The sequence below is a fragment of the Sphingomonas sp. dw_22 genome (assembly GCF_018449795.1).
Lineage (GTDB): Bacteria > Pseudomonadota > Alphaproteobacteria > Sphingomonadales > Sphingomonadaceae > Sphingomonas.
The window spans coordinates 81,200-105,110 of sequence record NZ_JAAVVE010000011.1; the positions used below are offsets into that span (position 1 = coordinate 81,200).

The 23,911-nt window shown below is 67.4% G+C and carries 18 protein-coding genes and 3 tRNA genes; 14 read left to right on the forward strand and 7 right to left on the reverse strand.

Annotated elements, in window-relative coordinates:
• The first annotated feature begins 24 nt into the window (after positions 1 to 24).
• The 4 genes from purS (at position 25) to HB724_RS07540 (ending at position 1,354) form a co-directional block, all read left to right on the forward strand.
• Positions 25 to 255 carry a phosphoribosylformylglycinamidine synthase subunit PurS gene (purS, locus tag HB724_RS07525; RefSeq protein ID WP_213980301.1) on the forward strand — a complete coding sequence of 77 codons (231 nt, stop codon included), beginning with the start codon at positions 25 to 27 and terminating at the stop codon, positions 253 to 255.
• The gene (gene purQ / locus HB724_RS07530; RefSeq protein ID WP_213980302.1) at positions 252 to 917 is read left to right on the forward strand and encodes a phosphoribosylformylglycinamidine synthase subunit PurQ; all 666 of its coding nucleotides are present in this window, start codon (positions 252 to 254) and stop codon (positions 915 to 917) included. The genes purS and purQ overlap by 4 nt, the downstream gene beginning before the upstream one ends.
• A gap of 152 nt (positions 918 to 1,069) precedes the next feature.
• A tRNA-Pro gene (locus HB724_RS07535) sits at positions 1,070 to 1,148 on the forward strand.
• Between the two features lie 131 nt (positions 1,149 to 1,279).
• A tRNA-Cys gene (locus HB724_RS07540) sits at positions 1,280 to 1,354 on the forward strand.
• 224 nt (positions 1,355 to 1,578) lie between these two features.
• Here the strand turns inward: HB724_RS07540 and HB724_RS07545 are convergent.
• Complete coding sequence (locus HB724_RS07545; protein ID WP_213980303.1) at positions 1,579 to 2,325, reverse strand: queuosine precursor transporter; 747 nt, start codon at positions 2,323 to 2,325, stop codon at positions 1,579 to 1,581.
• Positions 2,326 to 2,384: 59 nt separating this feature from the next.
• On the opposite strand from HB724_RS07545, the gene HB724_RS07550 reads away from it, so the two are divergent.
• Positions 2,385 to 2,461 (forward strand) — tRNA-Arg (locus HB724_RS07550).
• A 47-nt stretch (positions 2,462 to 2,508) separates the two neighbouring features.
• On the opposite strand, the gene HB724_RS07555 is transcribed toward HB724_RS07550, so the two are convergent.
• From HB724_RS07555 to HB724_RS07570, 4 genes are all read right to left on the reverse strand, one after another.
• A complete protein-coding gene (locus HB724_RS07555; protein ID WP_346344689.1) occupies positions 2,509 to 2,760 on the reverse strand; it encodes a hypothetical protein in 252 nt (83 codons plus the stop codon).
• A 23-nt stretch (positions 2,761 to 2,783) separates the two neighbouring features.
• Complete coding sequence (locus HB724_RS07560; protein WP_213980304.1) at positions 2,784 to 4,085, reverse strand: M20/M25/M40 family metallo-hydrolase; 1,302 nt, start codon at positions 4,083 to 4,085, stop codon at positions 2,784 to 2,786.
• Positions 4,086 to 4,101: 16 nt separating this feature from the next.
• Positions 4,102 to 5,397: a M20/M25/M40 family metallo-hydrolase gene (locus HB724_RS07565; RefSeq protein WP_213980305.1), complete on the reverse strand. Its 1,296-nt coding sequence runs from the start codon at positions 5,395 to 5,397 to the stop codon at positions 4,102 to 4,104.
• A 76-nt stretch (positions 5,398 to 5,473) separates the two neighbouring features.
• A complete protein-coding gene (locus HB724_RS07570) occupies positions 5,474 to 8,392 on the reverse strand; it encodes a TonB-dependent receptor (RefSeq protein ID WP_213980306.1) in 2,919 nt (972 codons plus the stop codon).
• A 244-nt stretch (positions 8,393 to 8,636) separates the two neighbouring features.
• Here HB724_RS07570 and HB724_RS07575 point away from each other — a divergent pair, with 244 nt between their 5' ends.
• From HB724_RS07575 to HB724_RS07600, 6 genes are all read left to right on the forward strand, one after another.
• Complete coding sequence (locus tag HB724_RS07575) at positions 8,637 to 9,893, forward strand: amidohydrolase family protein (protein ID WP_213980307.1); 1,257 nt, start codon at positions 8,637 to 8,639, stop codon at positions 9,891 to 9,893.
• 108 nt (positions 9,894 to 10,001) lie between these two features.
• Entirely contained in the window at positions 10,002 to 10,667 is a 666-nt protein-coding gene (locus HB724_RS07580) for a response regulator (protein WP_213980308.1), read from the forward strand.
• A gap of 23 nt (positions 10,668 to 10,690) precedes the next feature.
• Positions 10,691 to 12,169: a HAMP domain-containing sensor histidine kinase gene (locus HB724_RS07585; protein ID WP_346344690.1), complete on the forward strand. Its 1,479-nt coding sequence runs from the start codon at positions 10,691 to 10,693 to the stop codon at positions 12,167 to 12,169.
• Between the two features lie 81 nt (positions 12,170 to 12,250).
• Positions 12,251 to 12,652, forward strand: a complete 402-nt coding sequence (locus tag HB724_RS07590; RefSeq protein ID WP_213980310.1) for a cytochrome c — start codon at positions 12,251 to 12,253, stop codon at positions 12,650 to 12,652.
• The gene (locus HB724_RS07595; RefSeq protein WP_213980311.1) at positions 12,649 to 14,568 is read left to right on the forward strand and encodes a PQQ-binding-like beta-propeller repeat protein; all 1,920 of its coding nucleotides are present in this window, start codon (positions 12,649 to 12,651) and stop codon (positions 14,566 to 14,568) included. Before HB724_RS07590 ends, HB724_RS07595 begins: the two co-directional genes overlap by 4 nt.
• Positions 14,565 to 15,935, forward strand: coding sequence for a CapA family protein (locus tag HB724_RS07600; RefSeq protein ID WP_213980312.1), 1,371 nt, complete (start codon positions 14,565 to 14,567; stop codon positions 15,933 to 15,935). Before HB724_RS07595 ends, HB724_RS07600 begins: the two co-directional genes overlap by 4 nt.
• 40 nt (positions 15,936 to 15,975) lie before the next feature.
• Here the strand turns inward: HB724_RS07600 and HB724_RS07605 are convergent, their stop codons facing one another.
• Complete coding sequence (locus tag HB724_RS07605) at positions 15,976 to 17,229, reverse strand: amidohydrolase family protein (protein ID WP_213980313.1); 1,254 nt, start codon at positions 17,227 to 17,229, stop codon at positions 15,976 to 15,978.
• Between the two features lie 11 nt (positions 17,230 to 17,240).
• A complete protein-coding gene (locus HB724_RS07610; protein WP_213980314.1) occupies positions 17,241 to 20,024 on the reverse strand; it encodes a M14 metallopeptidase family protein in 2,784 nt (927 codons plus the stop codon).
• Between the two features lie 165 nt (positions 20,025 to 20,189).
• Between HB724_RS07610 and HB724_RS07615 the strand changes: the two genes are divergently transcribed.
• The 3 genes from HB724_RS07615 to HB724_RS07625 form a co-directional block, all read left to right on the forward strand.
• A complete protein-coding gene (locus HB724_RS07615; protein WP_213980322.1) occupies positions 20,190 to 21,521 on the forward strand; it encodes a M20/M25/M40 family metallo-hydrolase in 1,332 nt (443 codons plus the stop codon).
• The gene (locus HB724_RS07620) at positions 21,518 to 22,816 is read left to right on the forward strand and encodes a dicarboxylate/amino acid:cation symporter (protein ID WP_256731372.1); all 1,299 of its coding nucleotides are present in this window, start codon (positions 21,518 to 21,520) and stop codon (positions 22,814 to 22,816) included. The genes HB724_RS07615 and HB724_RS07620 overlap by 4 nt, the downstream gene beginning before the upstream one ends.
• 92 nt (positions 22,817 to 22,908) lie before the next feature.
• Positions 22,909 to 23,911, forward strand: a 1,003-nt coding sequence (locus tag HB724_RS07625; protein ID WP_213980315.1) for an 8-amino-7-oxononanoate synthase, incomplete at its 3' end; no start/stop codon positions are given.

Here is a 23,911-nt window from a genome sequence, read left to right on the forward strand (position 1 = left end):
GGGCGGGCGGGCCATAGGCGCCGCATGAAACTCCGCATCATCGTCACCTTGAAGAACGGCGTGCTCGATCCGCAGGGCAAGGCCATCCAGCACGCGCTTGGCGGCCTCGGCTTCGAAGGCGTGGACGACGTCCGCGCCGGCAAGATCTTCGAGCTCGACGTGGCCGATTCGACCAGCGACGCCGCGATCGACGAGATGTGCCGCAAGCTGCTCGCCAATACCGTGATCGAAAACTACCGGATCGAACGGGCATGAAGACCGCAGTCATCGTCTTCCCGGGCTCCAACTGCGATCGCGACATCGCGGTCGCGCTGGAAGCGGTGACGGGAACCCGGCCGCAGATGGTGTGGCACGGCGAGGCCGAGCTGCCCCAGGGCCTGGGCCTGATCGCCCTGCCCGGCGGCTTCTCCTATGGCGATTATCTCCGCTGCGGCGCCATCGCCGCGCGTTCGCCCGTGGTGAAGGCGGTCGTCGAGGCGGCCGAGCGCGGGACGCCGGTGATCGGCATCTGCAACGGCTTCCAGGTGCTCACCGAGACCGGGCTGCTGCCGGGCGCGCTGATGCGCAATTCGGGGCTGAACTTCGTCTGCCGCGAAGTGCCGCTGACCGTGGACAATTCGCAGTCCATCTTCACCAGCGCCTATCGCTCGGGCGAGCAGATCACCGTGCCGGTGGCGCATCACGACGGCAATTTCTTCGCCGACGACGAGACGCTCGACCGGATCGAAGGCGAAGGCCGCGTCGCCTTCCGCTACGCGCACGACATCAACGGATCGGCCCGCAACATCGCCGGGCTGCTCAACAAGGCCGGCAACGTGCTCGGCATGATGCCCCATCCCGAGCGCCGCATCGAAGCCGCGCATGGCGGGACGGACGGGCGCAGGCTGTTCGAGGGACTGCTCGAAGCGGTTAGCTGAGCTTCGCCGCTCCAGCGACTATTTTATCCAAATGGGCTTGCAATCCGCTCCACGCTGCGATAGACGTCGCAGCGTGACCAAGATGATTCTCTTCGCGCGACCGCGACCCAGCACCTGTCGACATTGACGGGCAGTCTGGCTGCGCCCGTCTTCAGGGTGTAGCTCAAGGAGAGTCAGAGCGCCCGGCTTGGGACCGGGAGGTTGCAGGTTCGAATCCTGTCACCCTGACCATAACCTCCAGAAAAACAGAGCTTTTCTGCGATTTTCGTGGTGGCCGAACGCAATGCAGTGCGCGGTCGGTTTGTGATTCCGATGCTAGTTGGGTGCAACTCCCACCGGCCACACCAGCAGATTAGTGTCGCATCCGAGTGGCGAAATGGGAACGCAGCGGATTGCAACCCCGCGACGAGCCGGTTCGATTCCGGCCTCGGATTCCAATACAGGAAGAACCCATATGGTTCTTCTTACGTCCTTTCGCGCCCTCCGCCGATCGGCCTTCGACCTTGCAATGCGAGATTTGAGAGCCGACCCAGAAGCACGCCCTCGACGTGGAAAGAAAGCATGCAGGCGAGTCAAATGAGTCAACCGGGATGTCGTTTCGGATCAATCGGCGGGCCGGCGCAATTGCGGGTCCGGGGTCCGGCGCCGGTCGCCCGGCGGCTCACACCCGCGTCGCGAAGGGCGTGAAATCGGTGCCTTCGTCGAACACGTCCACGCCCTCGCGGTGCTTGAGGAAGCCGACGACGATATAGGTCACGGGCGTCAGCAGCACTTCCCAGGCGACCTTGAGCGCCCATTGGGTGAAGAGCACCTGGATCACCAGTCCGGTCGTCCAGCCCGCGGCGCCGAGGAAGGCGAGCGGATAGAAGATCAGGCTGTCGACGCCCTCCCCCGCGATCGTCGAGCCGATCGTGCGGGTCCAGAGCATCCGGCCGCCGGTCCACAGCTTCATCCGGGCAAGGACATAGGAATTGACGAACTCGCCCACCCAGAAGGCGCAGACCGATGCGAGCACGATGCGCGGCACCTGGCCGAAGATCGTCTCATAGGCGGCCTGGTTGCCCCAGCTCGGTGCCGGCGGCAGCGCGACCACGACCCAGGACATGAAGGCCATGAACAGCACCGCGCCGGTCCCCGCCCAGATCACCCGGCGGGCACGGGCATAGCCATAGACCTCGGTCAGCACATCGCCGATCACATAGGAGATGGGGAAGAACAGGATGCCTGCGCCGAACGGCCAATAGCCCACGCCCGGCAGCCAGACCTCGGCCACCTTGCCCGCGCCGAGCACGTTGGAGAGCAAGATGATCGCGACGAACGCGGCCATCACGAAGTCGTAATAGCGGAAATGCCCGCCCGCCACATCGCGCGCGGCGACATGCGCCGGGGTGCCCGTTTCCTCGCTCATGCCGTCGTTATGATGCCGGTTTCCCAGCCAGGCAATCCGCGCTAGGTGGATCGAAGCGCGCGCCCGTAGCTCAGCTGGATAGAGCACATGCCTTCTAAGCCTGTGGTCGCTGGTTCGAATCCAGCCGGGCGCGCCACTCCCGTTTCGACGGCTTACCGACACACGCCAATCCGGCCCTCCCCTCTAGGCCGCGTCGTCTCCAAGGGTCCGCCCGAGCCTTTCGAGCATCCGCTCGGCCACCGATCGGCGGATCGGATGTCCGTCGCGGATCTTCACCCAGGTGTTCATGCTGATCCCAAAGGTCGCCATGATGCATTCGGGCGTCTGCGCGCGCAGCATGCCGCGCATATGGTCCACCACGGTTTCCGGGATGATCCGCATGTTGGGCACCGGGCCCGTGCGGGCCAGGTTCGATGCGGTTGCGATATTTTCCACTGTCGTCCCTCCAGGCTTTGCGTTCAACGATATCCGGCGACGGCCAGGATCGTGACGAGATCGAGCCTGCGGATGCGCACCGCCGGCTCGCGCGCCACGCCGATCCATTCGTCGAGCGAGTGGCCCCGGCCGCCCTCCGCGGCACGCGCGATCGTGATCGCGGGAATGCCCAGGCTCATCGCCACGTTCGAGTCCGTCGAGCCGGCGCCATATTCAGGTACGATGCCGGCCGCGGTGTAGGCGGCCGCGGCGAAGCGGACGATGTCGCTGTCCTTCGCCGTCGCGCCCGCCGGCCGGTCTCCGACCAGCTTGAGATCCGCCTTCACCGGTCCTTCCTTCGTGGAACGAGCCGCATTCTCGGCATCGACCGCGTCGCGCACGCCGGCCAGGAAGCCGCGCTCGACCTCAGCCAATGCGTCGGCGCTTTCCGAACGCATATCGACTTCCAGCCACACTTCGCGCGGAATGGCGTTCACCGAGGTTCCGCCGCCGACCACGCTGGCGCTGTAAGTGGTCTTCGGGCTAGCGGGCACCGGGATCCTGTAGAGGTTGACCACCGACTGGGAGAGCGCGGACAGCGGATTGACCAGGCCGAACGCGCCGAAGCTGTGCCCGCCGGGGCCGGTGAAGGTGACACGGTAGCGCTTGGACCCCACGCCGCCGATCGTGAATTCGGCCGAGGACGTGCCGTCGATCGAGAAGAAGGCGCCGATCCTGCCGGCATATCTGCCCTTGTTGAACAGATAGCGGACCCCGCGCAGGTCGCCCAGCCCCTCCTCCCCCACCGTGCCGACGAACAGGATGTCGTCGGGCGTGCGGATGCCGACCTTCTCGATCGCCCCGATCAGGCTGAGCTGGGTAGCAAGGCCCGCGCTGTCGTCGCCGACGCCGGGCGCGAACAGCCTGTCGCCCTCGCGCCGCACCTTGATCGGCGTGCCCTCGGGGAAGACCGTGTCCATATGGGCGGAGACGACCACCAGCTTGCCGCTGCCGCCGCCCGTGCCCTTGCGCAGCCCCGTCACATTGCCTTCCGCGTCGATCTCGACATCGGCCAGCCCCGCGGCGCGGAACCGCTCGGCATAGGCCCTGGCGCGCGCCGATTCCTTGAACGGCGGCGACGGGATCTCGGCAAGCGCGATGATGTCGGCGACCCATTGATCATGGGTGCGATCGAGCTCGGCGATCGCCGCCTTGACCTGCGGCCTGGCGGCGATCGCACGCACCACCCCGGCGTGATCGGTCGGGGTAGCAGGATCCGCCGCCGCGCTGACGGGAGCGAGGGTTGAAAGCGCAGCGGCGAAAGCGAGGAGCGGTGGCATCTTCATGATCGATCGGCCCCGCTCAATCGCCGTGCGCCAGCGCGATGACGATGGCGAGGCCCACCTGCATCCCGCCCAGCGACGGCTCCTTGTCGAGCGGCAGCGATTCGTCGAGCGAATGGCCGCGCGTCGGCGCGAAGCCCGAACCGAGCGTCACCGCCTGGATGCCCAGGCTCATCGGGATGTTCGAATCGGTCGAGCCGATGCGGTATTTGGGCGTGACGCCGACCGCGTTCATCGCCGCGGTCGCCACCTGGACGATCTCGCTGTCGACCGGCGTCTGGCCCACCGGGCGATCGCCGATCAGCTTCGCCTCATAGCTGATCTCGCCCAGCTTGGTGGAGCGCGCCGCATTCTCGGCGGCCACCGCCTTGGGCAATATGTCCATCAGATAATCGACTTCGGCCTGGAGCGCTTCCTTGCTCTCCGAACGCATGTCGATCGTCATCGCCACATCATGGGGAATCGAATTGACCGAGGTTCCGCCCTCGACGATGCCGACGTTGAACGTCGTCTTGGGGGTTTCCGGCACCTTCATCTGGCCGAACGAGACGATCGCATTGCCCATCGCGAAGGACGGGTTCACCATGCCGAACGCGCCATAGCTGTGCCCGCCCGGCCCGTGGAAGTTGACGCGGTAGCGCTTCGATCCGACGCCGCCATTGGCGATGGCGCCCCGCCCGGTCTCGAACGAGATGAACTGCCTGATCCGGTCCTTGTACTTGCTCTTGGTGAACAGGTAGCGGACCCCGCGCAGGTCGCCCGCGCCTTCCTCGCCGACATTGCCCATGAACAGGATGTCGTTTTTGGTCTTGAAGCCGGCGCGATCGAGCGCGCGGATGAAGGCGAGCAGCACCGCGAGGCTGCACGTATCGTCGCCGATGCCCGGCGCGGCCAGGCGATTGCCCTCATGGCGCACCTTCACGTTGGTCCCCGGCGGGAAGACCGTGTCGAGATGCGCGGCGATCACCAGCAGCGGGCCGCCGGGCGCGGTGCCCTTGCGCAGGCCGCTCGCATTGCCCTCGGCATCGATCTCGACGTCGCTCAGCCCGGCTTCCGTCAGCATCGCGGCATAGGCCTTGGCGCGCTCGGCCTCGTGGAACGGCGGCGCGGCGATCTCGGTCAGGGTGATGACGTCCTGGATGATCCGGTCCCAGTCGGATTCCAGGCTGGCCTTGGCCTTGGCGAAGGCGGGGCTCGCCATGAGCTTCTTGAGCCGTGCGACGGCCGCGGGAGACGCGGTCTGCGCCGATGCCGGCGCCGCGCAGGCGATGACTGCGGCGGCGCTCGCCGCCACGATAAGCGGACGGGTGAACATGATCTTGTCCTCTCTGGTGGAGATTGGTGCGTTGGCGGGCCGCGTCACGATGGACGCGGCCCGCCGCCGGGGAAGCTCAGAACTTGAAGCGCACGCCGCCGGCGAAGGTACGACCGATGATGTCGTAGGTGCCCTGGTTGCCGGTGGTGGTGAGGATATAGGCGAACGGATTGCCGTCCTGGATGTTGTTGGTGATGTTGCGCACCGAGCCGAAGAGCTGCACGTGGCGGCCGTCGCCATAGTCCTTGAGCGTGTACTGGATCGAAGTGCTCAACAGGAACTGCGGGGCGATGTCGTTGGTGCCGTCCGGCCGGGCGACCAGATAGGTTCCGGCCGCGTCGCGATCGTTGGTGTAGGTGCCGCCGCCGATATAGCGCCCTTCCAGATAGATGCCGAACGGCCCCTGGTCATAGTTGAGCGTGGCGTTGAACCGCCAGTTCGGGTTGGTGCTCTCGCCCGCGCTGTCGGAGACGCGGCCGTTATAGACCTGCTCGTATTTGGAGAGATAGGTCGCCAGGAAGCGCGCGGCGAAAACGCCATCGAGCGCGCCGAACCAATTATGGACATTGGTGGTGTAGCTCGCCTCGAAATCCACGCCGCGCACGTCGAGCGTGCCCTGGTTGATATATTGGCGCAGGATCTGGCTGATGCGATCATTGTCGCCGGCATAGCCGCCGCCGCGCGTGATGAGGTCGCAATAGGTCTGGATATGGTTGGTGTAGCAGCCGTCGAGGACGTCGGTGATTGCCGGCAGGCCGATCGAATCCTTCAGCTTGATGCTGTAGTAATCAACCGATGCGTTCAGGCCGCGCGCCGGATTGAGCACGATGCCGGCGGTCCAGGTGTCGCCGATCTCCGGCTGCAGGTTCGGATTGCCCTGCTGGGGCGAGAGCGTCGCGTACTGGATGTTGCCGAGCAGCGGATCGATCACCGAGTTCGACTGGGTGATCGACGAGGCGAACAGCTCGCCCAGTGCAGGTGCGCGGATATCGCGCGAGCGCGTGGCGCGCAGCCGCAGGAAATCGGCGACTTCCCAGGTCGCGCCGAGCTTCCAGCTCGTGACGCCGCCGCTGGTGCTGTAATCGGTGTAGCGGATCGCGCCGTTCAGATCGAGATTCTTGACGAACGGCACGTCCTTGAGGAGCGGCACCAGGACTTCGCCATAGATTTCCTTGACGTTGACCTTGCCCGACAGCGCCTTGGGATTGTGGATATTCCAGCCCGAGGTCGCCGAGATCGGATCGACGGTCTGGGAAACCGATTCCTCGCGCCATTCGACGCCCGCCGCGACCGAGACCTCGCCCGCCCATAGCGAGAAGGGGCTGCCGCTGATGTCGGCCGCGGCCGATTTCTGCTTGAACACCGCGTCCTGCCACGACGTGCCGGTCACATAGTTGCTCGCCTCCTGGCTCGGCGCACCTTCGCCGAACAGGTTGATCGGCACGCAGCCATTGCCCGGCGCGGTGAGCGTGGTGCGGCAGACGATCTGGCCATTCGCAGGATTGACCACCGCATCGAGCGCCTGACGCCAGTTGGCGGTCAGGCGGTTGCCGCGCACGTCCTCGCGATAATTATTCTGGCCCATCTGGAAATAGGCGCTCCATTTCCAGTCGCTCAGCACCTTGCCTTCGGCGCCGATCAGATAGCGCTGGGTCTCGTTGACGTTGAGCGGACGGTTATAGGAGATGTCGCGGCTGATGCGGCCCAGGTTGAGCGAGGCCAGGCCGTTCGCCGTCATCACGTCCTTGATGCTCTGCGGCAGGAAGGCGTTGTCGGCGTTGATCTTGATCGTGCCGAGGTCATAGGGAAGCGACAGGAAGAAATCGGTGCGGCTGCGCGCATAGCTCGCCTCGCCGAACAGCGTGAACGCGTCGGAGAAATCATAGCTGGCACGGGCAAAGACGTTCACGCGGTTGAGCGGCACCTGGAGCTGGCCGAGCTGGTTCGACGTGACCGTGCCGATCGGGCTGCCGCCGACCATATATTGCGAGCCGACCAGCGTGCCGTAGTTGAACGGCGCAGGCACGCCGCCAGGCAGGAACTGCGTGCCCTTCAGGATGGTGCTGGCCGCGCCGCCGATGGTGGTGCTGCCCGTGATGAGGCCGCCAAGCGTCGCGGTGGAGACGTTGACGTCGTTGACCAGATAGCTGCGCGGCTGGCCGTTGCCGAGCACGTAATTGGGATTGGCGACGACGTTCCACTTCGACGTGGCGAGGATCGGGCGGCTCGAGCCCGGCCCGATGCCCTTGCCGTCCTCCCATTCGCCGGCGATGACGAAATTGCCGCGGTCGCCGGCGAAATTGGTGCCCCAGGAGAGCGCGGCACGATATTTCTCGCCATCGCCGTAATTGGACACGCCATATTGGACCGAACCCTCCAGGCCCGTCATCTTCTTCTTGAAGATCAGGTTGACCACGCCCGCGATCGCATCCGATCCCCAGGCGGCCGAGGCGCCGCCGGTGACGACTTCGGCACGCTCGATCAGCACGGTCGGGATGACGTTGAGATCGACGCGGCCCTGCACCGTGGCGGGGACGAAACGATGCCCGTCCACCAGCACCAGCGTGCGGACCTCGCCCAGGTTGCGCAGGTCGACCAGGTTGGCGCCGCTGTTGAGCGACGTGTGGTTGGTCGAGGTGGGCGTGGTGCCCGCGCCGAAGCTCGGCATCGTGTTCAGCACGTCGGCGACGTTGGTCGCGGCCTGCTTCTGGAAATCCTCGACGCCGATCACGGTGGTCGGCGTCGGGGCGGTGAAGCCGTTGCGGGCGATGCGCGACGCGGTGACGACGATTTCGCCGTTTTCGGCCGGCACGCTTTCGCTCGCGGCGGTCTGATCCGCTGCCGGAACGGCGGTGGTGTCCTGGGCGGCCGGCTCAACGGTCTGCGCATGAAGCGGCGCAGCCGTGCCCAGGCCAATGGCGAACGCCAGTGCCAGCATGCTGCCGCCGCGCAACAGACGGCGGTCGGATTCGATCGATCGACGAGATTTGGTCATTGGCATACCCCCTTTATTATTCGCGACGCCTCCCAGCGCCCGAGCTTGCGTTCCTCTCGCCTTTTCTGTTCTGCCCGGGGCGCGATTCCGCTTCCGGGATGGGGCAAGCTATGGTCGCCGACCTGTCATCAAGCTGTCGCTTTTCTGCAAATTGCAGTGCCGTCGAATTCCCATGTATGACAGCTTGGCGACAGGTAGCTCCCGCACACATTGCTGCACCAACAGCCAACACAGGGTCGCCTCCATGCTCCTCAGCACGTCCGGTATCCGCACCATCGCCATCGCGACCGCCGCCCTTCTCGCGACGTCCGCCGCACAGGCACAGGAGACTCCCTTCACGCCGGCCCCGGCGACGGCCAAGCCGATCACGATCCATGCCGGCGAACTGATCGACGGCAAGGGCAAGGTGACTCGTGACGTGACGGTTACGGTGCTCGGCACCAAGATCACTGCGATCGCCCCGGGCAAGCCGGCGGCGCCGACCTATGACTTCGCGAAGCTGACCGTCATGCCCGGCATGATCGACACCCATGTCCACATCACCGCGCATTTCAACGACGAAGGGCGCGCGACCGACAAGGACGAAACCGGCGAGCAGAAGGGCCTGAAATGGGCCGAGAACGTCCATGTGACGCTGCTCAGCGGCTTCACCACCGTCCAGAGCATCGGCTCCGACGACGATCTCGTGCTGCGCAAGGCGATCGAGGGCGGCCGGCTGCCGGGGCCGCGGCTGCTGACCTCGGGCAAGCCGATCAACAATCCGAAGATGACCCCGGACGAGATCCGTGCCTTCGTCGATGCGACCAAGGCCAAGGGCGCCGACGTCGTGAAGATCTTCGCATCGGCGAGCAGCCGCGACGGCGGCGCGCCGACCATGACCGACGCCCAGATGGAAGCCGCATGCGGCGAGGCGCGCAAGATCGGCATCCGCACCTGGGTCCACGCCCATGCCGCCGCCGCCGTGCGCCAGGCGATCAACGCCGGCTGCTACGCGATCACCCATGCCCGCTACACCACCCAGGCCGAACTGAACCTCGCCGCCGAGCGCGGCGTCTTCATCGAGCCTTCCTGGGGCGTGGTGCAGCAGAATTATCTCGCCCACCAGGCGAACTACGAAGGCATCGGCAACTACAGCAAGGAAGCCTTCGAGCAGATGCGCCGCTATCAGCCGAGCACGCCGGCGGTCTGGCACATGATGCTGCAGACCAAGGGGCTCAAGCTCCTGGCGGGCGGCGACACCAATGCCGGCGGCGAAGGGCACAATGTCGAGGAGACGATCTGGCGCGTCGAGCACGGCCAGCCGGCGATGGACGGAATCACCACCACCACCTCGGCCGATGCGGCCGCGCTGGGGCTGGGCGAGGTCACCGGATCGATCGCGCCGGGCATGGAGGCGGACATCATCGCGGTGAAGGGCGATCCGCTGAAGGACATCACGGCGCTGCGCAATGTCGTCTTCGTGATGAAGGGCGGCAAGGTTTACAAGAACGTGGCGCAATAGGCAGGCTCGGAATCGAAACGTTGACATGACTGGCGCCGGGCGCTGAACTGCCTGCCAGAGGGAACGGGGAGCAGGGTGCCGCTGAACTGACCGAGGGGAGAAGGACAGTTGCGGTTCATGATTGTAGAGGACGATGCCAGCCTCGCGCGGGGGATGGAGGCATTGCTCAGCGCGGCCGGTTTCGCGGTCGACATTTTCTCCACCGGCGAGGAAGCCATCGAGCTTGCCATGAGCGAGCCCTATAGCGCGATCATCCTCGATCTGGGCTTGCCCGACATGGATGGTCTGGAAGTGCTCCAGACCATGCGCCGCCGCGGCATCACCACGCCGATCCTGATCCTGACCGCGCGCGATTCGCTCGCCGACCGGGTCGACGGGCTCGACAAGGGATCCGACGACTATCTTTCCAAGCCCTTTCATCCGCGCGAGCTGGAATCGCGGGTGCGCGCGCTGGTCCGGCGCGGCCAGGGCACGCCGGATCCGGTGCTGAAGATCGGCAGGCTCGCCTTCAACCGATCGAGCCGCACCGTCTATCTCGACGACATGGCGATCGACCTGCGCCGCCGCGAGCTGGCGGTGCTCGAGGTATTGATGGGCCGGCCGGGCAAGATCATCGCCAAGGAACGCCTGTCGGCCGAGGTCTTCAACTTCAACGACGCGGTCGCCCCCAACGCGCTCGAAGTCTATGTCGGCCGGCTGCGGCGCAAGCTGATGCCGAACGGACCGGTGATCCGCACCGTGCGCGGGCTTGGCTACATGATCGACGCCACCTGAGCCGCATGCGGGGAACGCGATCCGTGTCGCTGCGGGGCCGCCTGACGGGCGCGGTCATGGTTCCGCTCGCGGCGCTGGTGCTGCTGTTCGGCGGCATCACCTGCTGGACGCTCCACACCAATTATTCGCGCACGTCGGATCGCGTGCTGGTGGGATCGGTGCGCACGGTGAGCGTGGCGCTCAATGCCGAGGAGGCGCTACGGCCCAGGCTGGTTCCGCTTGCCATCCACCTGCTCCAGCGCCGGGCGCGCGCCGTCACGGTGTTCAGCGTCTATCATGGCGACAAGCTGATCGCGGGGATGGCCGCGCTGAAACCGCCGGCCGATTACGACCTGAACGACCACGTCACCGACCGGCATCCGCCCGCGACCTTCCCCCAGCCCTTTCGCGACGTCCGGCTCGATCGCGGCTATGTCGATCCCAGGGACGCGGAAACGGTGGTGCAGGCGGCCTATCTGCGCAACGGCATGCTGAACGGGAAGGAAGTGCGGATCGCTACCGAGATCCGCAGGATCCAGGATGATCCGCACGCGATCGCGATCCAGGTCGCCGATTTCCGGGACGATCGCCGCGCCTATGAGCAGGGCTATTATCTCCAGGTGGCCGGCGGCGGCGTGCTAATCCTGATGATCGCCGTGCTGCTGTTCTGGTGGGCGATCAGTTGGGGGCTGGCGCCATTCGCAGGGCTCACCGCGCAGGTCGAGGCCGCGCGCGAAGTCGCTCCGGCGCATTTCCGCCTGATCCCGCCGCCGAACACGCTGCGCGAGGCGCTGCCCTTCATCCAGGCGTTCAACGCGCTGATGGTCCGCACCGAAAAGGCGACCGAATTGCTGCGCCAGTTCACCGCGAACGCCTCGCACCAGATGCGCACCCCGCTGGCGATCGTGCGCGTGCATCTGGGGGTGCTGGAGCGCTTCGGCGCGGATTCCCCCAAGGGCAAGGCGGCGCTGCATGATATCCCGGAAGCGGTCGCCTCGCTCGAGCGCCTGTTGCTCCAGCTCATCGCGCTGGCCCGCACCGAGGAACAGGCGATCGACCCGGAGATGGCGTTCGACCTGGCGGAGACGGCCGCGACGGTGACCGGCGAGCGCGCGGCGCAGATCGAGGACGACCGGCTCGACATGGCGTTCGAGCGCGACGGCGACGCGCCGATGATGGCGCTCGGCCATCCCGCGCTCGCGGCGGAGCTGATCGGCAACCTGATCGACAATGCCATCCGCTACAATCGGCCCGGCGGTTCGGTGGTCGTTCGCCTGCAACGCGACCCGGAAACGGCGCGGGTGCAGATCGAGGACGACGGCCCCGGCATTCCCGAAGCCGAGCGCGAGCGGGTGTGGGAGCGCTTCTATCGCCTCCACAACGACAATGGCCAGGCGGGCAGCGGCCTCGGGCTGCCGATCGTCCGGGCGCTTGCCGAGCGGATGGGCGCCAGCGTCTCGCTAAGCAGCGGCAGCGACGGCCGGGGCCTCTGCGCCACCGTGGAGTTCAAGGCCGTCGCATAAGGCGGCGCGTCGCCCGATTCTGACAGCTTCGTGACAGCCGGCATCCATAGCCTGCCCCTCTGAACAGACAGGGGCGACGCGATGGCGAAGAAGCGAAAATTGATGGTGGCAGGCGCGGCCTGCCTTGCCGCGAGCGCAGGCTTCGCGGCGCCCACGGTCAGCTACACCGTGGCGCAGAGCACGCGCGGCAAGACCGCCTATGTCGCCAATTGCGCGCGCTGCCATGGCGCCAATATGGGCGGTGGCGCGGCGCCCACGCTTACCGGCGCCTTCTGGAACAGTTGGAAGGGCCGTTCGCTGGGCGAGCTGATGGGGCTGGTCCAGGGTTCGATGCCCGCCGATGCCCCGGCGAGCCTCGACGACGAAGCCTATGCCGACATCCTCGCCTATATGATGAGCAAGGGCGGCTATCCGGCCGGCCCAAAGGCCCTGCCCGCTTCGCCCAAGGCGCTCGCGGCCGAAAAGATCGGAGCGCGGCCATGATCCGCACCGGCCTCACTCTCGCGCTCCTGCTGGCCTCCACCGCCGCTATCGCCCAATCGCGGGACGGCGAGTGGCGCGAATATGCCGGCGACAAGGCAGCGACCCGCTACGTCCCGTTCGACCAGATCGACCGCGGCAACGTGGCCTCGCTCAAGATCGCCTGGCGCCGTCCGGGCATCGCGCCCGAGCTCGCCGCCGCCGATCCCAGCGTGCGCACCACCGGCTATTTCAAATCGACTCCGCTGATGATCGGCGACCGCCTCTATGCGCAGGACAGCGCCGGGCTGATCGAAGCGTTCGATCCGGGCACCGGCGCGACGATCTGGGTGCAGGAGCAGTTCGCCGGCGATACCGTGCAGGGCTCGGGCATGCGCGGCATCGCCTATGTCGAGGTAGCGGGAAAGGGCCGGCTGCTCGCCGTGCGCGACCATTGGCTCTACGCGATCGACCTGTCGGGCAGGATCATCCGCAGCTTCGGCGACAATGGCCGCGTCGACATGGTTCCCGGCATGGGGCCCCGCGCCACCGACTATAGCTGGGGCGGCTCGCCCCAGGTGTGCGGCGACGTCGTCGCGCTCGGCGCCACCCAGACCGACGTGCCGGGATCGAAGGAGCAGCCGCCCGGCTATGTCCAGGCGTTCGACGTGCGCACCGGCAAGCCGCGCTGGCGCTTCAACCCGATCCCCGCGAAGGACGATCCCGCGGCCAAGACCTGGGAGAACGGCTCGGCCGATTATACCGGCGAAGGCAATGTCTGGGCGCCGATGAGCGCGGACGAAGCGCTGGGGCTGATGTACCTGCCCACCGCCTCCCCCACCAACGACATGTATGGCGGCCATCGGCTGGGCGACAATCTCTACACCGATTCGGTGGTGGCGGTGCGGTGCGAGACCGGCAAGATCGCCTGGCACCAGCAGCTCATCCACCATGACCTGTGGGACATGGACCCCAATGCCGCGCCGATGCTGGTGGACGTGACCGTCGCCGGCAAGCGCGTGCCCGCCGTGGTGCAGCTCACCAAGCGCGGCTCCGCCTTCGTGTTCGACCGGCGCGACGGCACGCCGGTATGGCCGATCGAGGAACGGCCGGTGCCGGCCGCGACGACACCGGGCGAGCGCACCTCCCCCACCCAGCCCTTCCCGCTCAAGCCCGCGCCCTATGAGCCGCAGATATCGGGCGGAGAGAACCTGATCGACTTCACCCCGGCGCTCCGCGCGGCCGCGCTCGACATGACCAGGGACTTCGTCACCGGGCCGATCTTCACGCCCCCGGCGGTCGAGGGCACCGACGGCAAGCGCGGCAGCATCCAGATGACAAACGGCGGATCGGGCTGGCCCGGCGGCGCCTTCGATCCGGAAACGGGCATGCTCTTCGTGCCGTCATACAGCCGCGTGATGTGGATCACGATCGTGCCGGGCGATCCGGCCAGCACCGATCTTCGCTACATCAAGGGCCGCCGCAACCTGATCGAGGGGCCGGAGGGGCTGCCGCTCAGCAAGCCGCCTTATGGCCGCGTCACCGGCATCGACCTGAAGAGCGGCGACATCAAATGGGTCGCCGCCAATGCAGACGGCCCGCGCACCCACCCGGCGATCCGCGCGCTAAACCTGCCGCCGCTGGGCGTGCCGAGCCACGACATGCCGCTGGCGACCAAATCTCTGTTCTTCCTGGGCCTCGCCGATCCGGTGACGATCCAGGGGCGCACCGCGGACGGCAAGATCCCGCTCCAGGCCTGGTTCGACGACAGCCTGCGCGCGTTCGACAAGGCGACCGGCGAAGTGGTGGCGTCGATCAAGCTCCCGGCCGGCGCCACCGGCGCGCTGATGAGCTATATGTACAAGGGCAAGCAGTACATCGTCGTGCCGGTGGGATCGATGAAGAAGCCCGCCGAGTTCGTCGCGCTGGCGCTGCCATGAGGCGCTGGCTGGGCGCCGCGCTGCTGCTCGCCTGTCCCGCCGTGGCGCAGGCGCAGCAGGTGGCCAAGCCGCTGGACATCCAGCCGGTGCCGCACCGCCCGATCGCCGGCGGCTTCACCCTCGCGACGGCGGGCGACCTGATCTATCTGCGCGCGATGCTCCCCACGATCGAGGCACAGGCGCCGGACATGCTGGCGCTGCTGCGCGACGCCGACGTGACGTTCGGGAATTTCGAGACCAATATCCTCGATCTCGGCGATTTCGCCGGATCGCCCCAGGCCGAATCCGGTGGAACCTGGATGTTCGGCGCGCCCGGCGTGCCAGCGGACGTCCGCGCGATGGGTTTCGATCTTGTCGGCATGGCGAACAACCACGGCACCGATTGGGGCGTCGAGGGCATGCTGGAGACCGCGCGCCGGCTCGACGCGGCCGGGATCGTCCATGCCGGCGCCGATCGCAACCTCTCCGCCGCGCGGGCTCCGCGCTATCTCGACATGGCGAAGGGCCGCATCGGGCTGGTCGCCGCAACCACCAGCTTCACGCCGATGTCGCGCGCCGCCGATCCGATCGGCGAAGTGCCCGGCCGGCCCGGCGTCAACGCGCTCCGCACGCAGCGCACGACGCTGATCCCGGCCGAGCAGATCGAGCCGCTGGCGCAGATCGCCGGTGCCGCGCGCCCTGACGGCAAGACGATCGAGCTGAGCGGCGTCCGCTATCGCGCCAGTACTGACGGGAAACCGGGCCTCTCCTACGCGCTCAATCCCGCCGATCTCCAGGCGAACCTGCGCAGTATCCGCCAGGCGCACGAGAACGGCAATTTCACGATCTTCTCGCTGCACAATCACGAGCCCGGCAATCCCAGCCAGGCGCCGGCCGATTTCGCCGGGCCGCTCGCCCATGCCGCGATCGACGCGGGCGCGGACGTGGTGGTCGGCCATGGGCCGCACCAACTGCGCGGCATCGAAATCTACAAGGGGCGGCCAATCTTCTATTCGCTGGGCAACTTCGCGATGATGAACAACTCGCTCGATCAGATTCCGGCCGACATGTACGATCAATATGGCGTCGCGCCCGCAGCCGATGTGACCACGCCGGAACTGGTCTTCGCGCGCAATGCCCAGGCCTATTCCAACCCGCTGTTCCTCGAGAGCGTGATCGCCACCAGCCGCTTCGTCGACGGCGCCGTCGCGGAGATCCGCCTCTATCCGCTCGACCTGGGCAGCACCGAAAAGGGTGCCGGCCGTGGCGTGCCCCGGCTCGCGGACGCGCATGTCGGGCGCCGCGTGCTGGAGCGGCTCCAGGCGCTCTCGGCGCCGTTCGGAACCCGGATCGTGATCGAGAAGGGCGTGGGCGTCATCCGCCCCTGACGCATCGGGCGGGTCGGCTCCGCGAAGCCGGCCCCGCGCCTCATTCGCTCACATTCTTGTAGACCTTGCCGCCCTTCATGACGAAGCGGACGCGCCACAATGCGGTGATGTCCTTCAACGGATCTCCGTCCACCGCGATGATGTCCGCCTCCATGCCCGGCGCGATCGCGCCGATCCGGTCGCCCAGGTCGATCGCCCTGGCATCGATCGAGGTGGCGGCCATGATCGCCTTCATCGGATCCTGGCCCTGCTGCACACGCCAGATGATCTCGCGGGCATTGTCGCCCTCTGCGCCAGCATTGGTGTCGCCGCCCGAGAGATAGGTGACGTTGGTCACCGTCAGGAAGCGGCGCCACTTGTCCTTGTTCTCCTGGACATTGCCTTCCATGTATTTGAAGGCATCCTCGGTATAATTGCCGGTGCCGAGATATTTCGCCTTGTTGCGCATATAGTTGGGCTGGACCAGGCCGAAGGTCGGCTCGATATACAGACCCTTCTCGCCCGCGAGCTTCAGCGTATCGAGCTTCGCGAGCTGTGCGTGCGTGACGGCGGTGCAATGCCCGATCGCGGCGCGCACGGCGCTGTCGGCATGGGCATGGACCCAGGTCCGCAGCCCGAGCCGTTTCGCCTCGTCGCAGGCGACAGCGATCTGCTCATCGGTCCAGGTCTGGTCGCCGCCGTCGCGGATGCTCTTGGTGACCATCAGCTTGATGAGATCGGCGCCCTGCGCCTTGCGCGTGGCGATGGTCTGGCGGATGGCATCCAGCGACAATTTGGGATCGCGCAGCGGCTGGCCCGAGCTGAGCAGGCGCGGCCCCGGCAACCGGCCATTGGCGATCGCCGCCCGCAGCGCGAAATCGTCGTTCGATCCGATGCTCTGGACGGTGGTGAAGCCCGCCATCAGCGTCAGATAGACATTCTCGGAGAATTTGAGCGCCTTCTGCTCGGGCGTCTCGCCTTCCTCGATCGCACGGTTCTCGTCGTTGAAATGCGCGGTGATGTGGACATGGGTGTCGATCAGCCCGGGCAGCACCGTCAGCCTGGCAAAGTCATAGGTCGGCGCGGCGGCCGGCTTGCCCTTGCGGACCGCGGCGATCTTTCCGTCGAGCACGGTGATCGTCATGTCGCGGCGCACCCCGCCCTTGCCGTCGATCAGCTCGCCGGCATGGATGGTGATCGGCGCGGGCTTTTCGGGCGCGGGCGTGAACGGCGTCACCGCGACCTGCGCCAGCGCCGGCAGCGGTGCCAGCAGGAGCGCGGCGGCAGTGGCGCGAAATCGTACGGATTTGGTCATGGTGCTTCCCCTTATTTCGCGGCGCGCACGGCGGCGGGGCCGTAGAGCATGCCATTGAAGAACAGCTTGAACGTGCCATGCGCCGCGCCGCGCTGGAGCACTTCGGGTCCGTAGAGCAGCAGCTTGCCGCGCCCCACCGAGATGTCGGCGACGCCCACCGTGCCGTCGAGCCGCTCCTGGCCCACCGCCCAGCCCGAGCGCAGCAACTGCCCGCCCTCGAACCACGAGACCCTGGCGGCGCCCGGCGTCCCTGCGGCGATGCGATAGACCGGGCTGTTGTCGTAGAAGATGTCGGTCGTAGCGGGCATGCCGTAGCCGAGCGGCTGGCTGGTATCGACGCGCGCCTTCAGGATCGATCCCGGCACGTAGAATTTGCCGGGTGCCACCGGCTTGCCGTCCGCCTCGCGCAGCGCATTGGTCACCGGCAGCTTGAACAGATCGACCAGCGCGGTGGAGCTGCCGATCGCCATCAGCGTCCCGCCGTTCCGCGCGAAGCGCTCGATCTGCGGCAGCGTCTTCCCAGCGGTGATCGATCCGAGCCAGGTGCGGTACTGGGCCGGAATATCCTCCGGCTTCGGCTGGGCGATGGTGCGGCGGTTGCGGCTGCTGTGCCCCTCGGCGATGTAGGAGGCGTCGGGGAAGATCAGCACGTCATAGTCGCGCTCGAGATGCCCCGCATCGAGCCGCTGCGGCCGGACGATCTCATATGGAAATTCGAACTGCTCGCACAGCCAGCGGACCCAGCCCGAAGGCATCAGGCCCGACCAGAGATCGACCAGCCCGATCCGCACCGGCCGGATCGCCAGCGCATCCCCGGCGGGCCTGGCATCGACGGCATAGGCATCGACGCCGAGCGCGCCTGCCGCCCCGCCGACGATCTTCGCCGCCGCGGCCGAGGCGGGAATCCAGATCGCCCCGGGCGCGAAGCTCTTGCCCCCCGCGCTAGTGCCCTGCTTCAGCCAATAGACCGGCAGCCTGGCCTTGAGCAGCCGATTGGTGAGGACGAAGGCGTCGTTGACCCGATGGTCGACGATCCAGCCGGCCCTGCCCGTGCCGACGATCCGGCCCGCGGGCGGCGCGGCCTCGTCCGCCAGCGTCTCGAACGGCCCGTCGAAGCCGTCGAGCACGCGATCGAACCCCACGCCCATCTGATAGGCGAGCGTATAGCCCGCCACGTCATAGGGCCGCACCGGCGGTCCGCCCGGATAGGCGAGGTCCATCGGATGGTCCTGCGGCTCGAACATGTCGAGGATGTGCGGGCGATAGGCCTGGGCGGTCTTCACCACCAGCGATCCGGCGGGATAGCGCTTGCCGCCCGCCGCGAACGGCGCAGTCGCGCGCTGGACCTGGACGCCGCTGCGGATCAGGGCGTTGGCGAACTTGATCGCCGTGGGAAAGTCCGGCTGGTCGCTGCTCAGGATATAGCCGCGCGGATCGCGCAGGGCGGGATCGTGCAGCACCTTGTCGTACAGGGCGACGTCGATGCCGACCGCCTCGCCGCGCGGATTGAGGCCGCGCACGCCGGCCTCCTCGCCTTCCGCCCTGGCCGCAGCCTCCAGCGCCGCGACCCGCGCCGGCGTGATCGTCCAGCTGTCGCGGTTGCCCGCCTTCACCGAATTGCTCGCCATCCGGTACATGTTGAACAGCAGCCGCTCGCGATTGTTGGCGGCATAGGTGAGCGCGCCGACATTCATGCTGATCTCGTAGTCGATCGAATCCTTCAGGTGCCACATCCGGGGCGCCACCGGCATCGGCAGGTCGCCCCTGGGGAGCTGTTTCTCGGCGGTGAGCGAGAGCTGGAACGGCGTGGGGCTGCCGACGATCTCGGTCAGCAGGCCGATCGCATTGTGGAAATAGCTGACCGTGCGCAGGCTGCCGTTGAACCAGGTCGAGTAATTGGCGACCGAGCGCATCCCCGAACCCGCCTTGCCCTCGGCGATCAGCCCGCTGTGCATCGCGCCGCCGATCTCGTCGAGCTGGGTCACGACGAGCGGATCATAGTGATAGTTGAAGGGATCGCGGAACGGCGGCATGAACACCACCATCCCCTCCGGCCCCGGCTGATGATGGTTGTAGATGATCTCCGGAAACCATTCGCGGAACAGGATCCGGCTGATGTTCTTGGTCTCGGGCTGGGTGATCGCGAAATAGTCGCGGTTGTTATCGTGGCCGATATATTTCTGGTACAGCCGCGGCAGCGCCCCGCCCTGGGTGTCGTAGAGCGGCCGGCTTTTGGGATCGGGCCAGCGCATATACCAGTTGGCGACCAGCTCCTGCCCGTCCGGGTTCGCATGGCCGAACAGGATCACGACATTGTCGAGGATGTGCTTGACCGCCGGATCCTGCGACGTCGCGAAATGATAGACCGACGCCATCAGCCCCTGGGCATGGATGCTCTCGGCCGCGTGCATGCCGCCGTCGATCCACACCACCGCGCGCCCCTCGCGGGCAAGCGCATGCGCCTGATCGTCGTCCAGCCCTTCTCCCCGCGCCATCCGCGCGGCGATATCGCGATAGCGGTCGAGATTGCGCATGTTCTCCGGCGAGGAGACGATCATCATGTATTGCGGCCGGCCCTCCGCGGTGGCGCCGATATCGACCAGCTTCGCACGATCCGAGGTGGCGGCGATCGTCTTGTAGAGCTGTTCGAGCTGGGAATAGTTCGCCAGGAAATAGTCCGCGCCGATATCCTGGCCGAACAGCGCGCGCGGCGAGGGCGTAGGCGTAGGAGTGGGCGAAGCCACAGCGGCCGAACCCGCCAGAAGTGCCGCCGCCAAGAATGCCTTGCCGAACATCGCCTGCCCCCCAACCCATGATCCCGGACGAGAAGGGCTAGGACGCGAAACTGTCTGCAACCTGTCACGAAAGCCACACCTCGCGACAGCTTTGTGACAGGCGTTCGGCATAGCCCTTGACGGCCTGATCGCCTTCGCGCTCGAAAAAGGAACCCTTGAATGAAGATGACCAGCCTGCGCGGTACCCTCGGCCTGCTTGCCCTTTCCGCCGCGCTGGGCGCGACGCCGGCCGCCGCGCAGATGTCCGCCGCCGAGCGCAAGATGATCGCGACGATCGACGGCGAGAAGGAACGCTCGATCGCGCTGCTGGAGAAGCTGGTGAACATCAACAGCGGCACGATGAATCCGGAAGGGGTCAAGCGGACGGCCGACGCGATCCAGCCCGAGTTCGAGCAGCTCGGCTTCACCGTCCGCTGGGTGCCGATGACCGAGGTCAAGCGCGCCGGCCATCTGATCGCCGAGCACAAGGGCAGCGCCAAGGGCAAGCGGCTGCTGCTGATCGGCCATCTCGACACGGTGTTCGAGCCGTCGAGCGGCTTCCTGACCTTCAAGCGCGACGGCGACGTGGCGACCGGCCCCGGCGCGGGCGACGACAAGGGCGGCGACGTGGTGATCGTCGCGGCGCTGCGCGCGATGCAGGCGGCGGGCACGCTGAAGAACGCGAACATCATCGTCGTGCTGACCGGCGACGAGGAGCGCGTGGCGACGCCGATGGCGATCTCGCGCCGCGACCTGATCGAGGCCGCCGACCGCTCCGACGTCGCGCTCGATTTCGAAGGACTGGCACGCGAAGGCGGCAAGGACATGGGCACGGTCGCGCGGCGCGGCAGCAACGCCTGGAAGCTCACCACCACCGGCCGCAGCACCCACAGCTCGGGCATCTTCAGCGACGGCGTGGGCTATGGCGCGAACTTCGAGATGGCCCGCATCCTCGACACCTTCCGCCGCGAGCTCCACGAATATGGCCTCACCTACAATATCGGCCTGATATCCGGCGGCGCCACCGCGTCGCTCGACGATACCGAGACGGTGGGCACCGCATCGGGCAAGAAGAACATCGTCGCCGGCACCGCGATCGCGATGGGCGACCTGCGCGCGCTCAGCGACGAGCAGAACGCCAAGTTCCAGGCGCGGATGCAGGCGATCGTCGCGCAGCACCTGCCGCGCACCGATGCCAAGCTCGAATTCTATGACGGCCTGCCGGCGATGCCCGCGACGCCCGGCAACCTGGCGGTGCTCGCCAGCCTGAACGGCGTGAACCGCGACATGGGCCTGGCGGAGATGCCGCCGCTCGATCCGATGCAGCGCGGCGGCGGCGACATCTCGGTGATCGCCTCGCGCGTCGATTCGCTCGCCGGCATGGGCACCGTCGGCAAGGGCGCGCATGCCGCCGGCGAGCAGGTCGATCTCACTTCGATCCCGCTCCAGGCGAAGCGATCGGCGCTGCTGATGGCACGCCTGGCGGCAGAACCGCGCGGGGCCGCAGCCGCAAAATGACGCCCGTTCCAGCGGCGCGGCCCTCCGCGCCGGCGATGCGCGGGCGCTGGCGGGTGCCGGCGCACATCCAGAATTTCCTGGGGCTCGCGATCGGCCTGGGCGGCGGGCTCGCGGTCAATATATGGGCGCCCGGCGCGCCCTGGGTCGCGGGCTTCACCGAACAGGTGACGCGCCCGATCGGCGAGCTGTTCCTGCGGCTGCTCTTCATCCTGGCGCTGCCCTTGCTCTTCTCCGCGATCGTGAGCGGCGTGGGCGGCGTGCGCGATCTGGAGACGCTGCGCCGGATCGGCGGGCGCACGCTGGCGCTCACGGTCGCCGGCTCGGTGCTCGCCGCGCTGATCGGGCTCGCCGCCGCCAATCTGTTCCGCCCCGGCGACGGAGTCGATCAGGCGACCGCGCAGAACCTGCTCGCCAGCGCGCGCGGCACCCAATCGATCGTCGCGGCGGGGGATAATGCCCCGATCGGGCTGAACATGGTGGTGCGGCTGATCCCCGCCGACATCGTCTCCGCCGCCTCGCAGGGCAATGTGCTGGGCGTGATCTTCCTCGCCGCGCTGCTGGGCATCGGGCTGGTGCTGGTACGCACCGACGCGACCGCGCGCCTGCTCGCCGCGATCGAGGGCCTGTTCGAGATCGGCATCCGCCTGCTCGGCATCGTCATCCTGTTCACGCCGATCGCCGCGGCGTGCCTGGTATTCAACCTCGCCGTGCTGTTCGGCTGGGATCTGCTCAGCCATCTCGGCGCCTATGTCAGCGTCGTCCTGTTCGCGCTGCTGCTGTATATGGGCGTGGTGCTGTCCTCGGCGGTGTGGATGCTGGGCGGGCTCAATCCCCTCGTCTTCTTCCGTGGCGTGCAGGAGGCGGCGTTCATCGCCTTCTGCACGGGCTCGTCGCAGGCCACCTTGCCCACGGCGCTGAAGGCGGCCGAGGAACGGCTCAAGCTGCCGAGCCGGGTGGCGCGCTTCGTGCTGGGCGTCGGCACTTCGGGCAACCAGAGCGGCACCGCCGTCTATCAGAGCGTGACCGCGCTCTTCCTGGCGCAGGTGCTGGGCGTGCAGCTCGGCGCGGGGCAGCAGCTCTCGGTTCTGGCGGTATGCGTGCTGGGCGGCATCGGCACCGCGGGCGTGCCCGCCGGATCGCTGCCGGTGGTGGCGATGATCCTCGGCATGGTCGATATCCCGCCGAGCGCGATCGGCATCGTGATCGGCGTCGATCGGCTGCTCGACATGTGCCGGACGACGCTGAACGTGGTGAGCGACCTCGCCCTCGCGGTGATCGTCACCCGCGAAGGATAGCGCTGCGGGCTCGCCCATGGGCACCAGGCCGGCAGACTTCCATCCACGCATCCCGCTCGTCAAGCGGCGGCGCCTCCGGTAAGGCGCCCGCGATGTTGACCACCCACCGCGACGATCTGGCCCAGCTTGCACGCAACAACCGGCTGAGGAGCCTGGCACCCCGCGCCGGCGCGGATTTCGCGTCGAACGACTATCTCGGCCTGGCCCGCTCGGATCGGCTCCGCGTCGCCGTGGCAGAGGCGATTGCCGGGGGCCTTGCGATCGGGTCCGGCGGATCGCGGCTGCTGCGCGGCAACGATCCCGAGCACGAGGCGCTGGAGGCCGAGGCGGCGGCGTTCTTCGGCGCGGAGGCGGCTTTGTTCTTCGCCAATGGCTATATGGCCAATGTCGCGCTGCTCTCGACGCTGCCGCAGCGCGGCGACCTGATCGTGCACGACGCGCATGTCCATGCCAGCGCGCATGACGGGATGCGGCTCGGCCGGGCGGAGACCGCGCGTGCCGCCCATAACGACGCGGACGCATTCGAGGACGCCATCCGCGCCTGGCGCCGCGCGGGCGGCACCGGGCGGCCGTGGATCGCGGTCGAGAGCCTCTACAGCATGGACGGCGACCGCGCGCCGCTCGACGCGCTGGCCGAAATCGCCGACCGGCACGGCGCCATGCTGCTGATCGACGAGGCGCATGCGACCGGCGTGTTCGGAAGCGAAGGGCGCGGGCTGGCGGAGCGGCTGCACGCACGGGACAACGTCGTCACGCTGCATACCTGCGGCAAGGGGCTCGGCTGCGAGGGCGCGCTGGTCTCGGGGCCCCGGATCGTGCGGGATTTCCTGGTCAATCGCGGACGCAGCTTCATCTTCACCACCGCCCCTTCCCCGCTGATGGCGCGCGCGGTGCGCGAGAGCCTGCGCATCCTTGCCGACGAGCCGGAGCGGCGCACGCGGCTGCACGGGTTGATCGCGGCGGCCGAGACGGCGCTGGCGCCCTGCGGTGTGGCGCCTACGGGCTCGCAGATCCTGCCGCTGGTGCTGGGCGCCGGCCCCCCCCCGGTCCGCGGGCCCGCCCGCGTCGACCGGCCGCGGTCGTCCCTCCGGCGCG

What these genes read in the sequence shown, in the direction of transcription:
- purS (WP_213980301.1), top strand. Translation starts at nt 25, where the DNA reads ATGAAACTCCGCATCATCGTCACCTTGAAGAACGGCGTGCTCGATCCG.
- purQ (WP_213980302.1), top strand. Translation starts at nt 252, where the DNA reads ATGAAGACCGCAGTCATCGTCTTCCCGGGCTCCAACTGCGATCGCGAC.
- HB724_RS07545 (WP_213980303.1), bottom strand. Translation starts at nt 2,325, where the DNA reads ATGAGCGAGGAAACGGGCACCCCGGCGCATGTCGCCGCGCGCGATGTG.
- HB724_RS07560 (WP_213980304.1), bottom strand. Translation starts at nt 4,085, where the DNA reads ATGAAGATGCCACCGCTCCTCGCTTTCGCCGCTGCGCTTTCAACCCTC.
- HB724_RS07565 (WP_213980305.1), bottom strand. Translation starts at nt 5,397, where the DNA reads ATGTTCACCCGTCCGCTTATCGTGGCGGCGAGCGCCGCCGCAGTCATC.
- HB724_RS07570 (WP_213980306.1), bottom strand. Translation starts at nt 8,392, where the DNA reads ATGACCAAATCTCGTCGATCGATCGAATCCGACCGCCGTCTGTTGCGC.
- HB724_RS07575 (WP_213980307.1), top strand. Translation starts at nt 8,637, where the DNA reads ATGCTCCTCAGCACGTCCGGTATCCGCACCATCGCCATCGCGACCGCC.
- HB724_RS07590 (WP_213980310.1), top strand. Translation starts at nt 12,251, where the DNA reads ATGGCGAAGAAGCGAAAATTGATGGTGGCAGGCGCGGCCTGCCTTGCC.
- HB724_RS07595 (WP_213980311.1), top strand. Translation starts at nt 12,649, where the DNA reads ATGATCCGCACCGGCCTCACTCTCGCGCTCCTGCTGGCCTCCACCGCC.
- HB724_RS07600 (WP_213980312.1), top strand. Translation starts at nt 14,565, where the DNA reads ATGAGGCGCTGGCTGGGCGCCGCGCTGCTGCTCGCCTGTCCCGCCGTG.
- HB724_RS07605 (WP_213980313.1), bottom strand. Translation starts at nt 17,229, where the DNA reads ATGACCAAATCCGTACGATTTCGCGCCACTGCCGCCGCGCTCCTGCTG.
- HB724_RS07610 (WP_213980314.1), bottom strand. Translation starts at nt 20,024, where the DNA reads ATGTTCGGCAAGGCATTCTTGGCGGCGGCACTTCTGGCGGGTTCGGCC.
- HB724_RS07615 (WP_213980322.1), top strand. Translation starts at nt 20,190, where the DNA reads ATGACCAGCCTGCGCGGTACCCTCGGCCTGCTTGCCCTTTCCGCCGCG.
- HB724_RS07620 (WP_256731372.1), top strand. Translation starts at nt 21,518, where the DNA reads ATGACGCCCGTTCCAGCGGCGCGGCCCTCCGCGCCGGCGATGCGCGGG.